Here is a 19,179-nt window from a genome sequence, read left to right on the forward strand (position 1 = left end):
GCCCTCACGCAGGACGTACTGTGGAGAAACAAGGACTTCCTCGGCGACGGCATTCTGGTCGTTGCCAGTTCTTCCTCTCGCTGGACATCGTCCGGCTCAAGGCGGTCTGGCATGACCGGCACAGACCCCGTCGAGGCGTCCGGCCTCCCGTTGGTTCACCCACTTCGGCTGTACCTTCCCGTGGCCATCCCGGAGCGGGCCCGGGCCTGCCTCGACGGCGCATGGTGGCCCTACTCGGACGACCTGGAGAGCCAGGCCGTCGACCTGGCCAGGGTCGTCGGGGCCCGGCGGAGCGGCCGGGTGGAGGGCATCGCCTACGACCCCAGCATCTGGACGGCGACTCGACGAACGATCCCTCGTTCGGGAGTCGCACTACGGATGGGGTCGGTACTCTCCGACGAACCTCACGAGGTCACGCTGGTGATGGTCGATGGGAGGAGGGTGGAGCTCCTCGTCGTTCCTCCTGCAACCTCGCCTCACAACGCCGACTGGATGATGCGACGGGCCGTGGAACGCGGCAGCGCTGCACACGGCAACGGCCTGATCCAGCTTGCCGACGGGCTGGCAACACCCCATCGAGATCCGCGGGACTCCTAGACCAAGCCGAAGCACCGTCAGGCATGGGCCAGAGCCGAAACGTCAAGCATCAAGCGGAGTCATACAGGTGAGAGAGCTGGCGGGGGGACTCGAACCCCCAACCACCTGTTTACAAGACAGGTGCGCTGCCAGTTGCGCCACGCCAGCGGCCCGGTCGTGCGGCAGATCCGCTGCCGTCCGGTCGGGCGCCAGCGTAACGGAGGCCGACCGTCCCGTCCCACACGGCAGACGAAGGACGGCCCCGCGGGACCCAGGGGTTGGTCGCGCGAGGCCGTCCGGTCGTGCTCGGTCAGAGGTGCGTCACGGAAGACGCAGCACCTGGCCGACGTAGATGAGGTTCGGGTTGTGCACCCGTGCCTTGTTGGCAGAGTACAGGGCCTTCCACCCGCCGGAGACGTGGTAGCGCTGGGCGATGCTCCCGAGCGTGTCGCCACGGCGCACCGAGACCTGCTTGCCGGCTCCCACGTAGCTGTTGACCTTCTTGGTCGTCGTCTTCGTCGCGTACGTCTTCTTCTTCACGACCTTCTTGGCGGTCGTGATCGGCGCGCGGACCGTCGAGCGCGACGCAGCGGCGTTGGCGCCCCCGTTGGCCTTGGTCAGGCCCGCACGACGCGAGCAGACGGGCCAGGCCCCGGGGCCCTGCGAGGCGAGGACCTTCTGGGCGACGGTGATCTGCTCGGCCTTGCTCGCGAGGTCGGCGCGCGGGGCGTAGGCGCGACCGCCGTAGCCGGCCCACGTGCTCTGCGAGAACTGCAGGCCACCGTAGTAGCCGTTGCCGGTGTTGATGCTCCAGTTGCCGCCCGACTCGCACTGGGCGACCGAGTCCCACACCGACGCGGCCTTGGCCGACCCGGCAGTGGTGAGGCCACCGACGACGGTGGCGGCGCCGGCGATGCCGACCCCGGCGAGGCGCTGCTTCATCGAGACCCGCTTGGCGGCAGCATGCTTGGACAGGTACTGCATAGGGGTATTCCTTCCTGACGCGGCGCCTGCGGGGTTAGCTGTCGGGTTGGGGACGTCAGGTGCCCTGCCGCGGATGCGGCTTCACCCCAAGGTCAGCCGAGCACGAGGACTCGACCGTCGGTGTACCGACGGCCTTCGACATCACGACTCACTGACCACACTGGGTCCCCCGTCCTCGCCCGGCCCACTGGAGTGGGCGATGTCCCTGGCTGGCGAGGCTCGGCGCGCTCAGGGACCGGATTGCTGGGTGTCCATGTGAAGTTGTGCAGCGTGCCGTGTGGAGGCCGGAACACCATGGCAGCCACCGGTCGTGGACACCCCGGGACGTACCCGGGACCCACCCCGTCCGGCCCGAGAGTCGGGGCCGCCGAGGCACGACGGTACGTGAGGAATCAACGATCCACAACCCGGTCCGAGATGATTTCGTGATCTTCTCGATATCCGGGCTTGACCAAGCCGGATGCCGCAGACGGGTCCCGCCGGACCCCGCGTGTCGGCTGGACGACCGCCCCGTGGCCCCTCAGCGGGGGAGGGGGTTGGCGCCGAACGGCAGCCACGTGAGGCTGGCACCGTGGTCGACCGCAACCAGCCCGACGACCAGGCCGGCCGCGACGAGCGTGATGGCCACGACCTGCGACGCCGTCCCGACCGGCACGGCACGCCGCACGATCGAGCGCGACCCACGCCGCAGCGACACCCCGCCCGGGCCCCACCACAGCATGGCCAGCCCGACGATCCCGCCGACCGCAAGCGTCGAGGGCGAACCGGGGACGAGGTCGGCCCCGGTGGCCCCGGCGAGCAGCAACGCCGTCGCGAAGATGCCCGCCAGCGCCACCGCGATCGGCAGCACGAGCGTCACGGCGGTGGCGATGGCCCCGACGAGCAGGTGCCACGGGCTCGTGATGACGGCGAGCGGGATGTCGCTGCCGCGTCGGCCGTGGGCGTAGCGCCGGAAGACGAGTGCGGACACCGACCGGTCGGTGGCACGGGCGAGGATCGACCACACCGCCAGCGCGACGACCGCGTACCCGGGCCAGGCCATGAGGGCGCCGACCCAGGCGATGCCGGCGGCGCCGAGCACACCGGTACGCATGGCCATGCCGATGCGCGGGTCGCCCTCGCGCGGCGCCGGCTCGGGCTCGGCCCACTCGTCGTCCCAGTCGTCCAGGCCGGCACCGCGACCCCAGCGCTCGTCGTAGAGGTCGGTGGCGCCCGCGCCGTCGTCGTACGGCGTCGGGTCGGGCTCGGGCTCGGGACTCCGGCGCGGACCGCTCGGCGGTGGCGCCCATCGGACGTCGTCGGCGGTCGGCGCGACCGGGGGCAGCACGGCGGTGCCGCGGTCCAGGAAGGCCTGTGTGGCGCCGGGAGCAGCCGTTTCCGCGGCGCCGAGCACGTCGGTGGGCGCGTCCCACGAGGACGCGTGTGGCGTCGGCACCGTGGCGGCCCGGCCGGCGGCGTACTGCTCCAGCGCGGCGATGACCTCGTCGGCGTGCGGGCGCCGCGACGGGTCGGGCGACAGGGACGCGCGCAGCAGCGGCACCAGACGGGGGTCGACGCCCTCGACGTCGACGTCGCCGGCGCGCACGCGGCTCAGGACGGCGTCCATCCGCGACCGGCCGAACGGCGGGCGTCCCGACGCGGCGTAGGTGATCGTCGCGGCCCAGCCCCACCAGTCGGTGGCGTCGGTGATCGCCGCCCCTTCGACGAGCTCGGGCGACAGGTAGCCGGGCGTGCCCATGACGAGGCCGCCCACGGTGTGCCGCACGTCGTCCTGGACATGGGCGATGCCGAAGTCGATGAGGACCGGCTCGCCGTCCTCGACGAGGACGTTGCCGGGCTTGATGTCGCGGTGGACGACGCCGCACGCGTGGATCGAGCGGATCGCCTCGGCCACGCCGCGGGCGAGGCTGAGCAGCTCGCCGGGGTGCAGCGGCCCGTGCTCCTCGACGATCTCGTCGAGCGCGGGACCGGGCACGTACCGGGTGACGATGTAGGGGCGCGGGCCCATGACGTCGGCGTCGATGACGCTCGCGACCCGGGGATCGCGGATGCGCGAGAGCGTCTCGACCTCGCGCATGAGCCGCTGGCGCGCGTCGGCGTCGTGGGCCACGTGCGCGCGCAGCACCTTGATGGCGACGGCGCGGCCTCGGGGGTCGAGCGCGAGGTGGACGACGCCCATGCCACCCTCGCCGATCTCCTCGACGAGCCGGTACCGTCCGATGCGCCCGGTGTCCCAGCCGTCGCGCGCGCCACCGATGGGCACGCCGCCGGTGCGCGGACCCGACCGCGGGCCGGACCGTGGGGCGGCGACCCGCTCGGTCCGGTCGTACGCAGTCATGGTCCTACGGTATGCGACCGCAGGGTCTGCGGCCCACGACCTCCGGGACGTGGCGCGGGTCGGATGTCCGTTTTGTCCGGACCGCGTCAGCCGGAGATGTAGTCGCGCAGCTGGTCGCGCTCGGACTGCAGCTCGGACAGGCGGTGCTTGACGATGTCGCCGATGCTGACGATGGCCACGAGACGGCCCTCGGCGTCGAGGATCGGCACGTGGCGTACCCGCTCCTCGGTCATCGTCGCGGCGAGGTCGGCGATGTCGTCGGCGGCGGTGCCGGTGGACACCTCGCTCGTCATGATCTGCGACACCGGGGCCTCGAGGATGCCGGCGCCGGTCGAGTGCAGGTGGCGCACGACGTCGCGCTCGCTCACGATGCCCTCGACGGTCGTGCCGTCGGAGCTGACGACGACGGCGCCGATGCGGTGCTCGTCGAGCAGTCCCAGGAGCCCGGACACGGTCTCGTCGGGCTGCACGGTGATGACCCCGCTGCCCTTCGCCCTCAGCACGTCAGAAATCTTCACGGCGACCTCCTTCACCTCGGGTGAGTGCCCCGACGCGTGTCGTCGTCGACGACGCGGCGCGGTGCCCTGACTCGACCCTAGAGCGACACCGGACAGGGCGCCACCGTTCGCTCGTTAGAGTGAGATCGCACCCTGCCCGCTCCACCCGGCGCCGACGTGGGTATGCCGGACGGTGGCCGCGCAGCCGTCCCCTCGACCACAGGAGCTGATCCCCGGTGCCGCCCGAACGGCAGACCTTCGACCTCGTCATCGCCGCGAACCGCCTCCCCGTCGACAAGGTGATCCTCGACGACGGCGAGATCGAGTGGCGCCGCTCCCCCGGCGGCCTCGTCACGGCCATGGAGTCGGTGATGCGCACGCAGCCCGGCGCGTGGGTGGGCTGGGCCGGCGACTCCGGAGAGGCGCCCGAGCCCTTCGACGAGGACGGCATCCACCTGCACCCGGTGGCGCTGTCGGCCGACGAGATCCGCGACTACTACGAGGGTTTTTCCAACGACACCCTGTGGCCGATCTACCACGACGTCATCGTGCCGGCGACCTTCCACCGGGAGTGGTGGGCTGCCTACCGCGCCGTCAACGAGCGGTTCGCACGGGCGGTGGCCGACGTGGCCGCCGAGGGCGCCCGGGTGTGGGTGCAGGACTACCAGCTGCAGCTCGTCCCCGCCCTCGTACGCCGGCTGCGGCCCGACGTGCGGATCGGCTGGTTCAACCACATCCCCTTCCCGCCCGTCGAGCTCTTCGCCCAGCTGCCCTGGCGCGCCCAGCTGCTCGAGGGCCTGCTCGGGGCCGACTTCCTCGGCTTCCAGCGCCAGGCCGACGCCCGCAACTTCGTGCGGGCCTGCCGTCAGCTGCTCGGCGCGCCCACGAAGCGGGACCTCGTCACGGTCGAGGGCCAGAACCGACGGGTGCGGGCATCGGCCATCCCCATCTCCGTCGACTTCCACGGCCTCGAGGAGCTTGCGAAGCGACCCGACGTCATGGCGCGGGCCCGCGAGATCCGCTCGAGCCTGGGCGATCCCGAGGTGCTCATGCTCGGCGTCGACCGCCTCGACTACACCAAGGGCATCAGGCACCGGCTCAAGGCCTATGAGGAGCTGCTGGGCGAGCGACGCATCGGCCCGCCCGAGGTGACCCTCGTGCAGGTGGCGACACCGAGCCGCGAGCGCGTCGAGGCCTACCGCACGCTGCGCAACGAGATCGAGCAGACGGTCGGACGCATCAACGGCGACCTCGCCAAGATCGGCGCCCCAGCCGTGCACTACCTGCACCACTCCTACCCGCGCGAGGAGATGGCGGCCCTCTTCCAGGCCGCCGACGTCATGCTCGTGACGCCTCTGCGCGACGGCATGAACCTCGTGGCCAAGGAGTACGTCACGTGCCGCCACGACCTGGGCGGCGCGCTCGTGCTGTCGGAGTTCACCGGCGCCTGGCACGAGCTGCACCAGGCGTTCGCGTGCAACCCGCACGACATCGAGGGCCTCAAGCAGACCATCCTGCGCGCCATCAACACCCCGGCCAAGGACAAGCAGCGCATCATGCGGGCGCTGCGCCGACGCGTCGCCGACCACGACGTGCAGCGGTGGGCGGCGCGCTACCTCGCAGCGCTCGATGCCGCGCCGGACGTGCCGCAGCCGCCTGCGGGAGGCTCGACCCGGTCGAGCGAGGAGCAAGCGGACTCTTCTGCCGCACACGTCTCCTCACCCGACGGCGCCTCGGAGCCGATGCGTGAGGGGGGCGGCCGATGAGCGCCGCCTCGTCGCCCGAGGACGCCCTCGGCGGCGTCGCTGCCGCGTCGACGCTGCTCGTGGCCACCGACTTCGACGGCGTGCTCGCGCCGTTCGACGCCGACCCCATGAAGGCGCTGCCGCTGCCGGGCACCGTCGACACGCTCCGCGCGCTCGCCGGCCTGCCCGGCGTGCGCGTGGCCGTCGTGTCGGGCCGCGACCTCGACACCCTGCGCACCCTGACCGGGCTCACGGAGGACGAGCCGATCGTCCTCATCGCCAGCCACGGCGCAGAGTCCTCGGACGAGCACGTGCGGGCCGCGATGGAGGCCGCAGCGGTCACGCCCGAGGACGAGGCCACGCTGGCCGAGCTTCGGTCCGACATCGAGACCCTCGTCAAGGAGCGTCACCCCGACGCCGGAATCGAGTACAAGTCCGCGGCCGTCGTGGTGCACACCCGCGGTCTGCCCAAGGACGTCGGCGACGCCGCCATCGCCGACGCCCGACGCGTCGCGCTCGACCACGAGGGCGTCAAGGTGCTCAAGGGCAAGTCGGTGCTCGAGCTGTCGGTCTCCCACGCGGACAAGGGATCCGCCGTCACGGCCCTCGGGCGCGCGGTCGGCGCCACCGCACGGGTCTACCTCGGCGACGACGTCACCGACGAGGACGCCTTCATGCGGATGACCCGACCGGAGGACGTCACGGTCAAGGTCGGCACCGGCTCAACGGCGGCGCGCTACCGCCTCGACGACGAGCCCGCCGTCGCCCGGTTCCTCGACACCCTGCTCGAGCGACGCCGGGCGGCCGCCACCGACTGACCGGCGGTCAGCGGTGGCGGGCAGCGCCCGTCGACCCGCGCACGACGAGCTCGGGCCGGAACACGTACTCCGCACGGGGAGAAGGCTGCCCAGCGATCTCGTCGAGAAGGGCCCGCACCGTGGCGGCGCTCATCGCGTTGACGCTCTGGCGCACCGTCGTCAGCGGCGGGTCGGTGAAGGCGATGAGCGTCGAGTCGTCGTAGCCGACGACCGAGAAGTCGCGCGGCACCTGCAGGCCACGCTTGCGAGCCTCGCGGATCGCGCCCAGCGCCATGAGGTCGGACCCGCACACGACGGCTGTGGCGCCGCGGTCGAGCAGCCGCCCGGCCGCGGTGGCCCCGCCCTCGACGGAGAACAGCGAGCGCTCGATGAGGTCGTCGACGTCCGAGCGCCCGGTCAGCTCCTGCATCGAGTGGCGGAAGCCGGCGATCTTGCGGATGACCGGCACGTACCGGTCCGGGCCGACCGCCAGGCCGATCTCGCGGTGACCGAGCGCGACGAGGTGCTCGAGCGCCAGGCCCATCGAGGCGACGTCGTCGTTGCTGATGAACGGCGCGTCGACGCCCTCGATGTAGCCGTTGACGAGGACGAGCGGCAGGCCCCGGTCGCGCAGCGCGACGTAGCGGTCGGGGTCGGTCGTCGTGTCGGCGTGCAGGCCGGAGATGAAGATGATGCCGGCCACACCGCGCTCGAGGAGCATCTGGACGTAGTCGTCCTCGTGGACTCCCCCGGCCACCTGGGTGCAGAGCACCGGCGTGTAGCCGTTCTGGGCGAGGGAGTTCTCGATGATCTGGGCGAACGCCGGGAAGATCGGGTTGGTCAGCTCGGGCACGATCAGCCCGACGAGCCCGGCGCTCTTGCGGCGCAGGCGGCTCGGCCGATCGTAGCCCAGGACGTCGAGGGCGGTGAGCACCGCCTGCTTCGTCGACTCCGCCACCCCGGGCTTGCCGTTGAGCACGCGCGACACCGTCGCCTCGGACACGTTCGCCTGCTCGGCGATGTCGCGCAGCCGTGCCTTCACCTAGACCCCCTTACGTCGGACGTGCTTGGCCCCGCCGTCGGTGGGCTTCCACGTCCAGATGCGCACTCCCGGCGCGCTCGCCGACAGTGTGACAGCACGCGCGCCGAGCTTCGGAGCCGGTCCGTACGCCGACGTGCCGTTCTCGATGCCGCCGAGGTGGCGACGGTCGACGACGACGGGCTCGTGGGCCGCCCGGGCGACGTGCACGAGGGCGACCTCGTCGGCGGTTTCGCGCAGGAACACGATGGCGTCACCCGACGCGTGGACCCAGCGCAGGCCGCCGCGCCGCAGCGCGACCGAGCGCCGGCGCGCCGCGATCAGGCCGCGGTAGGCAGCCAGGATCCTTGCGTCCCAACGAGACTCGTCCCAAGGCATGGGACGGCGGCCGTCCTCGCCGAAGGAGCCCTCCATGCCGATCTCGTCACCGTAGGTCAGCATCGGCATCGAGGGCAGCGTGAAGAGCAGTCCGGCCGCCGCGTCGACCATGCGGTCGTCGTCGCCGACGAGGGTGCGCACGCGCGTCGCGTCGTGCGAGCCGACGAGGTTGAACGAGTGCACGAGCGAGGACCACGCGATGCGCGAGGTGAAGTCGCGCATCGTCTCGACCACGGCGCCTGCGTCGAGCAGCGGCACTGGCACCGGCGCACCGAGGAAGTTCGGGTCGCCGGTGTCGTCGCGCAGCCAGGTCCACACCGGCTTGCAGAACCCGGCGTAGTTCATGACGCCGTGCCAGCCGTCGCCCGGCATGTCCACCGTGTAGTCGTGGACGTGCTCGCCGACGAGGAGCGCCTCCGGGGCCCAGCGGCCCAGGGCGTCACGCATCTGCGCGGCGACCTCGTGGTTGACGTCGGTGGCACGCCAGCGACCGGTCATGTTGGCGACGTCGACGCGCCAGCCGTCGAGGCCGCCGGAACGGCTGAGCCACTTGCGCACGACGCCCGAGCGGTCCTCGAACAGGCGCCGGCGCAGGTCGCGGTTGAGGTGGTTGAGCTTGGGCAGCGAGGGCACGCCGAGCCAGGAGACGTACTTGCCGCCCTCCCAGATGTAGTAGTCACGCTCGGGCGTGCTCTTCCCGCTGGGCCCGGACGCCGTGAGGAACCACTCGTGGGTGTCGCCCGTGTGGTTCGTCGTGAAGTCGCCGAGCACCTTCATGCCCCGCTCGTGCGCGGCCGTGGTCAGACGCCGCAGGGCCGCGTCGCCGCCGAGGAGGGTGTCGACCGCCTCGAAGGAGGACGCGTCGTAGCGGTGGTTGGAGCGCCCCGGGAAGAACGGAGTCAGGTACACGACGTCGACACCGAGCGACTCGAGGTGGTCGAGGTGCTCCACGATGCCGTCGAGGTCGCCGCCGTAGAGCTGGTGGGCGATGACGCCCGGGCTCGTGTCGACCGGGTCGTCCCACGACGCCGGCACCGCCCAGTCGGGCAGCGTGCGCCGGTCGGCCCGCGCCGACCGCGCGAACCGGTCGGGGAAGATCTGGTAGACGACGGAGCCCTCGGCCCACGCCGGGGCCGGCTTGTCGTGCGCGACGAGACGGAAGTCGCTGGCATCGGGCACGTCGCGCAGCTGCACGCCGGTGCCGTTGAGCCACGCGTACTTCGTCGGGCCGCCCGCGAGCAGGAAGCGGTAGTTCGTCACCGGGTTGTGGCAGACGAGGCTCGCCTTCCACCACGCGTCGGTCGCCGTCGTGCGCACGAGACGCGCTTTGGCGAACTGCTGCTCGCCGTCGGGTGACGTGCGCACGTGCACGGCGTCGACCTCGCACTCGAGCGGCACTCGCACGAGCACGTCGACGGTGTCGCCGAGCCGTGGCGCGAGGTTGGAGACGTAACGGGCGGAGCCGTCGTGGTGCGGTTCGGACAGGAGGGTGGTGATCGGTGCGGGGCTCGGACTCACTTGACGGAGCCCGTGGTGAGGCCACCGACGAGCTGCTTCTGGAAGGCCAGGTAGAGCAGCATGACGGGAATGGAGCCGAGCAGCGCGCCGGCCGTGAACCGCCCGAAGAGGGTGTTCGCGTCGTTGCCTAGAGTCATGCCGTAGAGGCCGACGCCGAGCGTCTGCTGGTCGACGTCGGTGAGGAACACGCTGGCGAGCATGAACTCGCCGTAGAGGCCGACGAAGACGAGCATGAACACCGTGACGAGGATCGGCATGACGAGGCGCAGGGTCATGGTGAAGAAGATCCGGGCATGGCTCGCACCGTCGACGATCGCCGCCTCGTCGAGCTCGCGCGGGACCGTGTCGAAATAGCCCTTGAGCAGCCAGACGTTCGCGCCGAGCGCACCGCCGAGGTAGGCGAGGATCAGGCCCGTGGTCGTGTTGAGGCCGATGGCCGGCAGCACGTCGCTGATGCCGGCGAAGATGATGTACATCGCGACGATGGCCAGCAGCGCCGGGAAGAACGTCGTGAGCAGGAGGAACATCATCCCGGGGCGGCGACCCTTGAACCGCAGTCGCGAGAAGGCGAACGCCGCGCACGCGCCGATGAAGACGGCCAGCAGCGCCCCCGAGAACGAGATGATCATCGAGTTCTTGTACCAGGTCCAGAACGGGCGCGACGGGTCGTTGAACAGGGCGGTGAAGTTCTTCGTCGAGAAGCCGGAGGGCCACAGGCTCGCCGTGTTGAGGGTGCCACTCGGGTTCGTGGCGGCCGAGTAGATGAACAGGATCGGGAAGAGGGCCCACATGAGGGCGACGATCCCGAGGGCGTGGCGCCACCACACCGAGCCGCCGAGGCCGCGACGCTTGGGCGAGCTCGGCACGCGCGTGCCGGTCTCGACTTCGACGCGGGCGTCCAGGCGGGGGTCAGCGGGAACCGGGGGGTTGACGGTCGACATCAGTTGACCTCCTCGAGAGCCTTGGTGCGACGGAAGCCCGGGATGCTCATCAGCGCCACGAGCAGGAAGATGACGACGGACACCGCGGCCGCGAAGCCGTAGTTGGGCGCGCTGCCGGAGAAGGCCAGGCGGTACGCGTAGGTGATGAGCAGGTCGCTCGACCCGATGCTCGTGTCGGCGCCGTTGAACGGTCCGCCCTTCGTGAGCAGGTAGATCAGACCGAAGTTGTTGAAGTTGAAGGCGAACGACGCGAGCAGCAGCGGGCCGACCGCGACGAGCAGCAGCGGCATGATGATCGAGCGCAGTGTGCGGAAGGCGTTGGCGCCGTCGATGGTCGCGGCCTCGCGCACGTCCTGCGGGATGGACTGCAGGGCGCCCGTGCACACGATGAACATGTACGGGAAGCCGAGCCAGAGGTTCGTGATGAGGATGGCGGCCTTGGCTCCGGCGTCGGAGCCGAGCCAGTCGACGCCGATGTGCAGCGTCTGGTTGATGATGCCGTAGTCCTGGTTGAACATGCCCTTCCACACCAGCGCCGTGACGAAGCCGGGCAGGGCGTAGGGCAGGATCAGCAGCGACCGGTAGATGGCCTTGCCCTTGAGGCGCGGGTCGTTGAAGAGCAGCGCGATGAGCATGCCGAGCAGGAACGTCGAGAGCACCGACACGATGGCGAAGACGACGTTCCAGACGAAGATCCCGAGGAAGCCGCTGCGGATGGTGTCATCGGTGAAGATGCGCGTGTAGTTGGCCAGGCCGATGCTCTCCTTCCAGCCCTGCGGATAGGACTGCGTCGCGTCGGCGACGTTGACCCAGCGTGCGTCCTTCGGCCCGTAGACCGTCGGGGGCTGGGTCGCGTGGTCGGTGAGTCGGTCGGTCTTCGCGTCGTAGGTGACGGTCGCGCGACCCTCGAACGCCTCGGAGAGACCGACCGGCTTGATGCCGCCGCCGTCGGACGTCGGGATGGCGATGGCGGACAGGTCCTTGCTCCGCGCGTTGGCCTGCTTGGCGTTGAGGACGGTGTAGCCCGGCGCCCTGGTGATCTTTCCGATGGAGGTCTTCTCGACCCCGGTGGCGGGCAGCGGCTGCAGGCCCTCCTTGTCGCCGACGTACATCGAGCCGTCGGGCTTGGTCAGCAGCAGCACGAGGTCCGCGGTGGCGGGGTCGCCGCCCTCCTTCGTGGCGATCGACATCTTGTAGCGCGGGGTGTCGGGCACCTCACGCACCGACTGGGCGATGATGTCGCTGACCGACGCCTCCTTGCTGTAGAGGTGTCCGTCGCCGTAGTTCGTCGTGGACAGCGCCGCCGTGTAGAGCACCGGCCACAGCTGGAACAGCGCCATGAAGATCAGGCCGGGGACGAGGTACTTCAGTGGCACCGCGCGCCGCGTCGCGTAGACCGCGAGGATGCCCATCCCCACGAGCCCGGTGATGATGACGAAGGTGGTGTTGCCCGCCTGGGCCAGCTTGGTGGCGATCCACAGGAGGCCGGCCATCGTCACGAGGATGAGGACCCACTTGATCGCGAGCGCGAGGGGCTTGGTCATGTCACACGTCCTTTTGCGCCGTCGCGGCGCCGTTGCCGTCGATGCCGTAGAGGGAGAACCAGCACTCCCGAGAGACCCCGAGAGGGGTCGGGGTCCCGGGGTCCGCCATGGTGGCGGACCCCGGAACCCCTGTCACATCAGAGGGACTCAGCCCTTGGCGATGTTGGCGGTGATCTCCTTGGCGGCGGCGTCGAGACGCGCCTGGGCACCGGCCTTGCCGGCGATGATGTCAGCGGTCGCCTGGCCGAACGGGCCCCAGACCGAGTTCATCGCGGGGATGTTGGGCATCGGCGCACCACCGACACCGGCCTCGTACCAGGCCTTGACGTCGGGGTCGCTCGCGGAGACCTGGTCGTAGGCCTCCTTGAGGGCCGGCGGACGCTTGCCGACCTCGAAGAGCGCCAGCTGGACGTCCTTGCGCGGGATGTAGTTCGTGACGAACTCCTGGGCGAGGGCCGCGTTCTTGGCCTTGCTCGAGACGTAGAACATCTGCACGCCGAGGAACGGCTGCATCGGGCCGCCGCCGGTGAGCGAGGGCAGCGGGGCGATGCCGTAGTTGATGCCGGCGTCCTTGGCCTTGGCGACGCTCCACGGGCCGCTGATCATGAACGGGGCGGCCTTCGTGTCGAAGAGCGCGTCCTGGTTCGTGTCGTCGACGTTGGTCGACAGGACCTTCTTCTTGCCGAGGTCGGCGAGGACCTCGCCACCCTTGACCGAGCCGGGGCTGTTGACGATGACCTTGTTGGGGTCGTAGTCGCCGTTGGGCTTGGTGCCGAAGATGCCACCGCCCTGGAAGGCCGACAGGTACGGGTAGGCGAAGTAGGCGTTGCCGACCTTGGAGACGAACTGCGACAGGACCTGCTTGGCCTTGCCCTCCTTGACGAGCTTCTCGCCCATGGCGACCAGCTCGTCCATCGTCTTCGGCGGGTTCGGGACGAGGTCCTTGTTGTACATGAGGCCGATGTTCTCGACGGCGTAGGGGACGCCGTAGGACTGGCCGTTGAACTTCGTGGCCTCGATCGCCTTCGGGAGGAACTTCGCCGCCACGTCGGAGCTGAGGTTGATCGGGGCGACGGTCGAGTTCTGGACGAGCTCGCCGAGCCAGTCGTGGGCACCGACGATGACGTCAGGACCCTTGCCGACCTTCGTCGCGTCCTTGAACTGCGCACGCACGTCGGTGGAGATCTGGACCTTGACCGAGACGCCGTTCTCCTGGGCGAACTGGTCGGCGTACTTCTGGACGGCCGCAGAACGGTCGGCGTCGGTCCAGATGACGAGGTCGACGTTCGCGTCGCGGACGGGGGCCGCGGTGCCGCTGGGCGTCTCGGGGGTGCCGGAGGTGGCAGCCGGCTTGCTCGTGCCGGCGCCGCCGGTGTTGGACGGGGTGGTGGGGCTGGACCCACCGCAGGCGCTGAGGGCCAGGGCGGCAACACCCGTGACGGCAGCAGCGCCGAGCGCACGCTTGTGCATGGATTCTCCTTTGAAGCCAGGTGGCACACGCCGCCACCGGTGGCGCAGACGATAGCAAGAACTTGCAACGCCCAACCACGGGTCTTGCAGCAAGTTTTTGCAACGTTCCGGACACGAAGTCGGGACACGGTGGACGCCACAGCCCTGCCCCGCCGCACCCGGGTCTGGTCACCGAGACGGCCATGGGGCAGGATGGCCGTGCCCGCCCACTCGGGCAGGCAGCCCTTTACAACGGATCGTCCGGCACGTTCCTGCCGGTGAAGGAAGGCAATGAAGCCATGGCAACTGTGACGTTCGACAACGCGACGCGTCAGTACCCCGGGAACCCGATTCCCTCGGTCGACAAGCTCAACATCGAGATCGCGGACGGTGAGTTCCTCGTCCTCGTCGGTCCCTCCGGGTGTGGCAAGTCCACGTCCCTGCGCATGCTCGCCGGCCTCGAGGAGGTCAACGGCGGCCGCATCCTCATCGGCGACCGTGACGTGACGAACCTGTCCCCCAAGGACCGCGACGTCGCGATGGTGTTCCAGAACTACGCGCTCTACCCACACATGACCGTCGCCGACAACATGGGCTTCGCGCTCAAGATCGCCGGCGTCGACAAGGCCGAGATCCGCAAGCGCGTCGAGGAGGCCGCCAAGATCCTCGACCTGACGCCCTACCTCGACCGCAAGCCGAAGGCCCTCTCCGGTGGCCAGCGCCAGCGCGTCGCCATGGGCCGTGCGATCGTCCGCTCGCCCCAGGTCTTCCTCATGGACGAGCCGCTGTCGAACCTCGACGCCAAGCTCCGCGTCCAGACCCGCACCCAGATCGCCTCGCTCCAGCGCCGCCTCGGCGTCACGACGGTCTACGTCACGCACGACCAGATCGAGGCCATGACCATGGGTGACCGCGTCGCGGTCCTCAAGGACGGCATCCTGCAGCAGTGCGACACCCCGCGCCGCATGTACGACCACCCGGCCAACGTGTTCGTCGCCGGCTTCATCGGCTCGCCCGCGATGAACCTCGTCGCGGCGCCCGTCACCGACGGAGGCGTCGACTACGGCGGCCACATCGTCCCGGTCGAGCGCACCCTGCTCGGCGACGCCGGCAAGGAGGTCACCATCGGTGTCCGCCCCGAGGACCTCGAGCCGGCCGAGGACGGCCACGGCATCGCGGTCACGGTCGACGTCGTCGAGGAGCTCGGCGCCGACGCGTACATCTACGGCACGACCAAGGCCAACCAGGTCGACGTCGAGGGCGAGGAGGAGTCGGCCAAGCCGTTCATCGCCCGCGTCGACGGCCGTCGCCCCCCGGAGAAGGGCCAGACCATCCACCTCAAGCCCAAGCAGGGTCACGTCCACCTCTTCAACTCCGAGAGCGGCCTGCGCATCGGCGACTGAGATCGACGCACCACAGCACGAGAGCAACGGCCACCGGGCCGGCACCCCACGCGGGTGCCGGCCCGGTGCCGTGACCCCGACCTGCCGCCCCCTTCGGGTGGCCCTCGCGGCGCTCGACGCCGTTCGACGCCTGTCGCGCAGGCATGCCACGATGAGCGCGTGACGCTCGAGATCACCACCGCCCGCCCCGAGTCGGCCCTGCTCGACCTGCCGTGGTCGACACCCCTCGAGGAATGGCCCGAGAGCACCCTCGCCGCTCTCCCCCGCGGCATCTCGCGCCACGTCGTGCGCTTCGTCAAGCTCGGCGGGCGCGTCCTGGCCGTCAAGGAGATCAAGGACGACATCGCCGACCGCGAGTACGCGATGCTGCGCAACCTGCGTCGCCTCGACGTCCCCTGCGTCGAGCCCTTCGGGGTCGTCCACGGCCGCACCACCGAGGACGGCGAGCCCCTCGACGCGTGCCTCATCACCCGGCACCTGCAGTTCTCGCTGCCCTACCGCGCGCTCTACAGCCAGAACCTGCGCCCCGACACCGCGGTCCGCCTCATGGACGCCCTGGCCCTGCTCCTCGTGCGCCTGCACCTCGACGGGTTCTGGTGGGGCGACGTGTCGCTGTCCAACACGCTCTTCCGCCGCGACGCGGGCGCCTTCGCCGCCTACCTCGTCGATGCCGAGACCGGCGAGCTGCACCCGCGGCTCACCGACGGCCAGCGCGAGCACGACCTCGACATCGCCCAGGTCAACATCGCCGGCGAGCTCATGGACCTCGACGCCGGCGGCTTCCTCGAGGAGGCGGCCGACCCGTTCGAGGTGGCGGCCTCGATCATCGAGCGGTACCACACGCTGTGGGGCGCACTCACCGGCACCGAGCGGTTCGAGGTCGGCGACCGGTGGCGCGTCGACGAGCGCATCCGGCGCCTCAACGAGCTCGGCTTCGACGTCGACGAGCTGCAGATCACGACCGACTTCGGCGGCACCGAGATCGTCATCACCCCAAAGGTCGTCGACGCAGGGCACCACTCCCGGCGCCTGCTGCGCCTCACCGGCCTCGACGTCGGGGAGAACCAGGCCCGCCGCCTGCTCAACGACCTCGACGCCTACACCGCGGCCACCGACCAGCAGGGCGTCGACGAAGAGATCGTCGCCCACGAGTGGCTCTCGAAGGTGTACGAGCCGGTCGTCCGGTCGGTGCCCCGCCCGCTCGTCGGGCGCCTCGAGCCGGCCGAGATCTTCCACGAGGTGCTCGAGCACCGGTGGTACATGAGCGAGCGGGCAGGGCGCGACGTGCCGATGGACGAAGCGGTGCGCGACTACCTCTCGACGGTGCTGCCGGCCAAGCCGGAGGAGAAGTCGGTGCTCGGCGTCGACACCGAGGAGATGCCGGTCATCAGCCGGCTCGACTGAGCCGCAAGGGGGCCGGGCTCAGGCCTCGAGGTCGACCGGCTCGGGCGCCTGGTCGGCCGGCCCGGACAGGATCTGGCCGAAGAGCACGAGGACCCACAGCAGGAACGTCACGACGTGGACGGCCGTGCACCACAGGCAGATCGCGTGGATCCGGTAGAGCTCGGCCCAGACGAGGTAGAGCACCATGCCGAGGCCGACGGTGAGCCAACCGAGGCGGACCGCGTCGAGCCAGCCGGCCCGCCTGCGCCACGTCGAGGGCCACACGAGCGGCAGCAGGACGAGGAAGAAGACGAGCCCCAGCAGCGCCACGGGGACGCCCATGAACGTGCTCCAGGCGCTGGTCGTCACCTTGGCGCAGTCGACGACCCCACCGATGCTGCAGGCGAGCGTCGCGTTGTTCGTGAAGTGCTCGACCGTGAGGTAGACCGACACCCCGAGCCCGACGACGGTGAGCGCGAGGGTGCTCGGGGCGAGCCACGCCGGCCGGACGCGTCCGGGGCGGGTCGCGGCCGCTGCCGCGACGGACTTCTCGCCGCTCTGCTCGATGCGGCTCACGGCGTCACTTCTTCTTGAGCAGGACCGAGGCCGTCATGACGCCGCTCGACGTGCACACGTTCGTCGGCTTGCCGCCCGTCATCTGGCACAGCTGCGCGGTGATGAGGTTGATCGCCGGGTTCATCGTCTTGCCGATCGCGGAGTTCGGGTCCTTGATGCCGGCGATGATCTGGTCGTAGGTCTTGCCGTCGATGACGTTGGCGTCGACCGTGGCACCGCTCGTCGCGTTGGTGCCGCCGTAGTCGATCCACGGGATGCCGCCGCCGGGGTTGTGCTTCTGGAACAGCTGGAGGTTCTCGCCCTCGAGCGTCTGCAGCGGCTGCTGGTTGCGGTCCTGGGTCTCGATGGCCTCCAGGGCCAGGACGTCGCTCGTGTACTTCGCCTTGGCGAAGGACCACGTCGGGGTGTCGGGGTGCACGTCGCTCGACGAGCTCGTCGTCGGTGTCAGGCCGCTGAAGGTGCCGAACCGGGCCAGCGCACCGATGAGGGCCCAGCGCTCCATGGCGCAGAACGGGCAGTACTCGGCGCCGACGTAGAGCACCTTCGGCTTGCCGTCCTGGGTCAGCGGCGTGCCGCCCTCGAGCTTGGCCGGGGCGAAGTTCGGGTCGGGCGTGGCCGACGCGTCGAGCGTGGCCTGCGGCAGCGACACGAGGGACGACAGCGCCGCGTCGGCGCCGCTGGCCGCGGGGGCGGGCTTCGGCCGGTTCGACACGGCGATCCCGACGACGACGGCCACGATGACGACGACCACGGCGACGACGGCCGCGATGACCTGCTTGCGCTGGCGCTCCTTGCGCTCCACCTCGGCGCGCATCTGCGCCGCGCGTGCGGCGGTATCGGCCCTGCTGCTCTTGCCCACGTCTGCGTCCTTCACTCGATCCGCCACTCGATGCGCGGCAACCCGCGCACTGCCTGCCGACTGCCGACCGCTACTACAGGACGTAGTGCGGCCCGCCTCACTCTACCGACGACATTCTGACCAGCGTCGGGCGCACCCGGGGAGTTCCCCCGGACGCGGCCCGCGCTGTCACGATCGCGTCACCGACGCCGCTGCCGGGCCACCTCGTACAACGTGACGCCCGTGGCGAGCCCGGCGTTGAGCGACTCGACGGCCGAGCTCATCGGGATCGACACGATCTGGTCGCACGTCTCGCGGACCAGCCGCGACAGGCCCTTGCCCTCCGAGCCGGTGACGATGACGAGCGGCTCGGTGGCGAGCGTCAGGTCGGGCAGCTCGACGTCGCCGTCCATGTCGAGGCCGAGGACGAAGAAGCCGGCCTTCTTGAACTCCTCGAGCGCACGCGTGAGGTTGCTCGCCTTGGCGACGGGGATGCGCGCCGCCGCACCGGCGGAGGTCTTCCACGCAGAGGCCGTCATGCCGACCGAGCGCCGCTCCGGCACGACGACGCCGTGGCCCCCGAACGCGGCGACCGAGCGGACGATCGCGCCGAGGTTGCGGGGGTCGGTGATGCCGTCGAGGGCCACGACGAGCGGGATGCCGGGCATCTCGGGGTCGACGAGGTCGGCCGGGTCGGCGTAGTCGTAGGGCGGCACCTGCAGCGCGAGGCCCTGGTGCACGCCGCCGTCGGTGAGCCGGTCGAGCTCGCCGCGCGGCGTCTCGAGGATGGCCAGGCCCCGCTCCGTGGCCAGCTTGAGGGCCTCGCGGACGCGGTCGTCGGTGTCGATGCGGGTGGCGACGTACATCGTGGCCACCGGCACCTCGGCGCGCAGCGCCTCGACGACGGAGTTGCGCCCGTAGACCATCTCGCTGGAGGCCTTGCTCCGGCTCCTGGGCCGGCCGGCGGCGCGCGTGCCGGCCGAGCCGGAGCCCGCGCGCTTGGCCGCGGTCTTGGCCCGCTTGTGCGCGGGGTGGTACTCGCGGTCGGCCGCCTTCGGCGTGGGGCCCTTGCCCTCGAGGCCACGGCGGCGCTGGCCGCCGGAGCCGACGGACAGCTTCTTGCCGCCCTTGCGGACGGCGCCGCGTCGCTGGGAGTTGCCTGGCATGGGAGTC

The 19,179-nt window shown here is 70.6% G+C and carries 16 protein-coding genes, 1 tRNA gene and 1 riboswitch; of the genes, 5 read left to right on the forward strand and 12 right to left on the reverse strand.

Annotated elements, in window-relative coordinates; all coding sequences use genetic code 11:
* The first annotated feature begins 111 nt into the window (after window positions 1-111).
* The gene (locus AC3A5R_RS06520; RefSeq protein WP_487619915.1) at window positions 112-597 is read left to right on the forward strand and encodes a DUF5994 family protein; all 486 of its coding nucleotides are present in this window, start codon (window positions 112-114) and stop codon (window positions 595-597) included.
* A gap of 74 nt (window positions 598-671) precedes the next feature.
* Here AC3A5R_RS06520 and AC3A5R_RS06525 read toward each other — a convergent pair.
* From AC3A5R_RS06525 to AC3A5R_RS06540, 4 genes are all read right to left on the reverse strand, one after another.
* Window positions 672-744, reverse strand: a tRNA-Thr gene (locus AC3A5R_RS06525).
* Window positions 745-897: 153 nt separating this feature from the next.
* Complete coding sequence (locus AC3A5R_RS06530) at window positions 898-1,560, reverse strand: transglycosylase family protein (RefSeq protein WP_487619916.1); 663 nt, start codon at window positions 1,558-1,560, stop codon at window positions 898-900.
* A gap of 5 nt (window positions 1,561-1,565) precedes the next feature.
* Window positions 1,566-1,769, reverse strand: a riboswitch (cyclic di-AMP (ydaO/yuaA leader).
* A gap of 311 nt (window positions 1,770-2,080) precedes the next feature.
* Window positions 2,081-3,898 (reverse strand): serine/threonine-protein kinase, encoded by a 1,818-nt coding sequence (locus tag AC3A5R_RS06535; RefSeq protein WP_487619917.1) that lies wholly within the window; start codon window positions 3,896-3,898, stop codon window positions 2,081-2,083.
* An 86-nt stretch (window positions 3,899-3,984) separates the two neighbouring features.
* Window positions 3,985-4,416, reverse strand: a complete 432-nt coding sequence (locus AC3A5R_RS06540; RefSeq protein WP_487619918.1) for a CBS domain-containing protein — start codon at window positions 4,414-4,416, stop codon at window positions 3,985-3,987.
* Between the two features lie 215 nt (window positions 4,417-4,631).
* Between AC3A5R_RS06540 and AC3A5R_RS06545 the strand changes: the two genes are divergently transcribed.
* Window positions 4,632-6,161 (forward strand): alpha,alpha-trehalose-phosphate synthase (UDP-forming), encoded by a 1,530-nt coding sequence (locus AC3A5R_RS06545; protein WP_487619919.1) that lies wholly within the window; start codon window positions 4,632-4,634, stop codon window positions 6,159-6,161.
* Window positions 6,158-6,958 (forward strand): trehalose-phosphatase, encoded by an 801-nt coding sequence (gene otsB / locus AC3A5R_RS06550; protein ID WP_487619920.1) that lies wholly within the window; start codon window positions 6,158-6,160, stop codon window positions 6,956-6,958. The genes AC3A5R_RS06545 and otsB overlap by 4 nt, the downstream gene beginning before the upstream one ends.
* Before the next feature lie 7 nt (window positions 6,959-6,965).
* On the opposite strand, the gene AC3A5R_RS06555 is transcribed toward otsB, so the two are convergent.
* The 5 genes from AC3A5R_RS06555 to AC3A5R_RS06575 form a co-directional block, all read right to left on the reverse strand.
* Window positions 6,966-7,979 (reverse strand): LacI family DNA-binding transcriptional regulator, encoded by a 1,014-nt coding sequence (locus AC3A5R_RS06555; RefSeq protein ID WP_487619921.1) that lies wholly within the window; start codon window positions 7,977-7,979, stop codon window positions 6,966-6,968.
* Complete coding sequence (locus AC3A5R_RS06560) at window positions 7,980-9,872, reverse strand: glycoside hydrolase family 13 protein (protein ID WP_487619922.1); 1,893 nt, start codon at window positions 9,870-9,872, stop codon at window positions 7,980-7,982.
* Window positions 9,869-10,813, reverse strand: a complete 945-nt coding sequence (locus AC3A5R_RS06565) for a sugar ABC transporter permease (RefSeq protein WP_487619923.1) — start codon at window positions 10,811-10,813, stop codon at window positions 9,869-9,871. Before AC3A5R_RS06565 ends, AC3A5R_RS06560 begins: the two co-directional genes overlap by 4 nt.
* A complete protein-coding gene (locus AC3A5R_RS06570) occupies window positions 10,813-12,357 on the reverse strand; it encodes an ABC transporter permease subunit (RefSeq protein WP_487619924.1) in 1,545 nt (514 codons plus the stop codon). Before AC3A5R_RS06570 ends, AC3A5R_RS06565 begins: the two co-directional genes overlap by 1 nt.
* Before the next feature lie 147 nt (window positions 12,358-12,504).
* Entirely contained in the window at window positions 12,505-13,827 is a 1,323-nt protein-coding gene (locus AC3A5R_RS06575) for a sugar ABC transporter substrate-binding protein (RefSeq protein WP_487619925.1), read from the reverse strand.
* 278 nt (window positions 13,828-14,105) lie between these two features.
* On the opposite strand from AC3A5R_RS06575, the gene AC3A5R_RS06580 reads away from it, so the two are divergent.
* Together AC3A5R_RS06580 and AC3A5R_RS06585 are read left to right on the forward strand one after the other, a co-directional pair.
* Window positions 14,106-15,209, forward strand: a complete 1,104-nt coding sequence (locus AC3A5R_RS06580; protein WP_487619926.1) for an ABC transporter ATP-binding protein — start codon at window positions 14,106-14,108, stop codon at window positions 15,207-15,209.
* A gap of 159 nt (window positions 15,210-15,368) precedes the next feature.
* Window positions 15,369-16,613: a DUF4032 domain-containing protein gene (locus AC3A5R_RS06585; protein ID WP_487619927.1), complete on the forward strand. Its 1,245-nt coding sequence runs from the start codon at window positions 15,369-15,371 to the stop codon at window positions 16,611-16,613.
* A gap of 18 nt (window positions 16,614-16,631) precedes the next feature.
* Here AC3A5R_RS06585 and AC3A5R_RS06590 read toward each other — a convergent pair whose 3' ends face one another.
* The 3 genes from AC3A5R_RS06590 to rlmB form a co-directional block, all read right to left on the reverse strand.
* On the reverse strand, window positions 16,632-17,168 hold the full coding sequence (locus AC3A5R_RS06590; RefSeq protein ID WP_487619928.1) for a vitamin K epoxide reductase family protein: 537 nt from the start codon (window positions 17,166-17,168) through the stop codon (window positions 16,632-16,634).
* Window positions 17,169-17,172: 4 nt separating this feature from the next.
* The gene (locus AC3A5R_RS06595) at window positions 17,173-18,027 is read right to left on the reverse strand and encodes a DUF929 family protein (protein WP_487619929.1); all 855 of its coding nucleotides are present in this window, start codon (window positions 18,025-18,027) and stop codon (window positions 17,173-17,175) included.
* A gap of 179 nt (window positions 18,028-18,206) precedes the next feature.
* Window positions 18,207-19,172: a 23S rRNA (guanosine(2251)-2'-O)-methyltransferase RlmB gene (gene rlmB, locus AC3A5R_RS06600; RefSeq protein ID WP_487619930.1), complete on the reverse strand. Its 966-nt coding sequence runs from the start codon at window positions 19,170-19,172 to the stop codon at window positions 18,207-18,209.
* Between the last annotated feature and the right edge of the window lie 7 nt (window positions 19,173-19,179).

It is taken from the genome of Intrasporangium sp. Soil_C_50, from assembly GCF_057656595.1.